This is a genomic window from Wolbachia endosymbiont of Pentidionis agamae (assembly GCF_036711655.1).
Lineage (GTDB): Bacteria > Pseudomonadota > Alphaproteobacteria > Rickettsiales > Anaplasmataceae > JAZHPY01.
Map to the genome: position 1 here is coordinate 1 of NZ_JAZHPY010000106.1, position 2849 is coordinate 2849.

Here is a 2849-nt window from a genome sequence, read left to right on the forward strand (position 1 = left end):
TCGTACGACCAACAGCGAAATCATTTCCCTCTTCCAAATCAATTAATGTCGATGTTAATTCACTTCGGTTTAAACTGTACGATATTCCGAAAGCATTTTTGCAATAATAACCACTTTCGTTACTGTACTTAGACATTGTATTGAATGGATAGCACATTTTACGTGCAGACGAATCTTCATTTAATTCTCGTTTAAATGTTTTAGAAACGCGAATGTAATTCATAATTTCGTCAATTAAAACAATACTGTTGTGCATTATTTTGAAGAAATCATCTCCGTGGTTAATAACTTTTCCTTCGTTGTTATAACCTCCTCGATTTTTGGCAGTTTCCGCGAAACGAGTGAAGCTAATTCTTTTCGTGACAACATCTGGAATAGTTGCGTTCTCCCAGTTCGCTGCGGGCCGATCGCGTTTACGTTCCGTGCATTCCTTATATTTCTCGCAGTATGCAAAACACACTCCAAACGAAAAAACCTTCCACACTGTTTTACAGCAACCAGTTTCGTGATATTTATACGTTTTGCATTCACCTGTGTCCATAATTGGAAGTTTTCTCAACTGTTGAAACGGTACAACTTTTGCGTCAAACTCATTGTTTTCGATGAGAAAATTTACAACGTCCTTTACCAAAAGACTCGAATGATTGAATGCGAGTTCAAAGTTCATTGCTTGCAACTGTTTTCTTTCAGCGTCAATTTGGTTCAATAATTTGCGTTCACGAATTAAGTGTTGAACATAACCACTGGCATCGAAGCCAAAAAATCCTCGCAATCCTTCTCCGATTTTATACACAACTGAAAGTTGTCCAATTTGATTTTCAATTTCGTTCACTCTCTTTACTCCTTTATAAATTCCTGTTCCAATAATAGACAATGCACCTATGGCCAACGTCACTGGTCCACCGACAGAAGAAGCGAGTGCCGCATTCACTATCTTCAACACAATCAGCGCGATGTCAACAACAATCGTTACACCATCGACTACGATTGAAGCAATTTTTTCATTTCTCTCAGTTTCATCCTTCACATCTTTCAACTCAATTATATCATTCACGAGACGTGTGCCACTAAAAACTACGCTTACAGCCGACAAGCCTGGGCCGCTGTATTTGGAAATTGCTTTACCAACACCTTTGAGAGGCTTCATTACTTTAGTTGCTCCCTGTTCGACTTTTCTAAAGATTTTCAAATTTTGCGTCGACTTCTTAAAATATTTAAATCCATTTTTTCCAAATTTTAGCCCCGAATCCTTTTTCTTTGGTAACACAGGTATTTGGTTTGCCTTCTTTAACAATTTCTCAGCTTTTCTTAAGTTTGCCATTTTTTCAACTTTCTCACTTTTCGGCCCCACTACTCTCTGATCTTCAACCCAGTCTAAATATTCCGTTCTTTCTTCCTTTGCCAGTTTAGAAAACTTTTCAAGCACTTTCACTCCTTTTAGAACAGCCTTTTCTTTCTTGTCCTCATCAAAATAACACGGCAAGTAAAACAATTGTTCGTCGTCAACGCAATCATCGTCAAAATGAATTCTTAAACGATCGCTTTGAGTTTTAACCTCTCGAAACTCCAGAAAAGAGTTGTGAACAGTGTTACTCACTGTATCCAACACAAACATCTGTTGAGTCACTTGAGCTGCAAATGAGTACGACTCGTGATTTATTTTATGCTTTTCCATTTGTAACTTCGCATTCTGAAACAATGAAAAAAGTTCATCGCCGTTATTTGCTACTTTTATCTCCATTTGACTGTAGAGTTCTGTTAGCAAACTGTCATTCCTCAAAATCACTCGTCGAGCTTCCAGATCAGTAGTTGTAAACCCAGATTTCATCACATCTATGTTGACAATTACTCTTTCGTCTGAGTTCCTTCGTTTTCCAAGTATCATTCCGTGAATAAATGACTTCAAATCCATTGAAGTTTGTAAAAATTGCTTATCGCTCTCACTGAGAATACTGATCGCGTTGTTCAGATCTTCAACAAACAAGATTCGTTTCCTGTCACCTGTTGCCCAAATATTGTTAACATCAATTGTTGTGTTAATCGTTAATAACTTCAAATCGGAAGTCACATTTCTCGCGCTTACTTCACTGGAAGAAAAAAACTTCACTTCCACTTCATTCAAAACGTTTGAGTCAAATTTTTCAGCTTTTAAAAGACGGAGGTTAATATCCAAAATTATATCACTCGTATTGAGATTCGTTCCGCTGTTCAGGTTATTAACAAAATACTCAATTGGAACAAATACATCGCCAACCTTCAAAACTATGAGCTTTTCATTCAGTGTCAAAATAAAGTAGCTGCAGTTTCCGAGATTATCGATTCCATAAAACTTAATGCCATCAAATTCAAAGGCAATAAATTGTCCAGTGATAAACTTCACCAAATTATTGCTATTGTATTGGTCACCAAATGAATAATATTCGGAATGCAATTCATTTCTAATTAATTCTTTGAAATGATTGACATCATTGACAGAATCACTTGGATTTAGAATCGATTTTATCCAATCCAGAATAACAATAAATAACCCTTTCGGCCTTTCAACGTGAATAGTTTCAGTCTCAAAACTACACTTTGTATTAATCGATTCATAATTAACACCAAATACTATGTTTTGATTTGCAAGTGATTTCCACTTTGCAAAAAGGCCTTTGTTTATACTGCTACTCAATGCCTTCTCAGCGGTTTCATTAACAGTGATTTCAAAGATAAACGACGGCCGCGAATCTGAAAACGCCACTGAGAGATCCAAACGACCGAATTGTGCGTTTTGTTCATTATAAATCATGAAATTATTGATCGGACTCAAATGGCTAGCGAAAGCTCCTGCGATAAATCCTATTACAGCT

1 protein-coding gene is annotated in these 2849 nt (G+C 36.6%); it reads right to left on the reverse strand.

The genetic code is table 11. The features are described 5' to 3' along the window. The coding region (locus V6U76_RS05005; protein ID WP_333024033.1) for a hypothetical protein at positions 1–2849 on the reverse strand (2849 nt) is incomplete at both ends.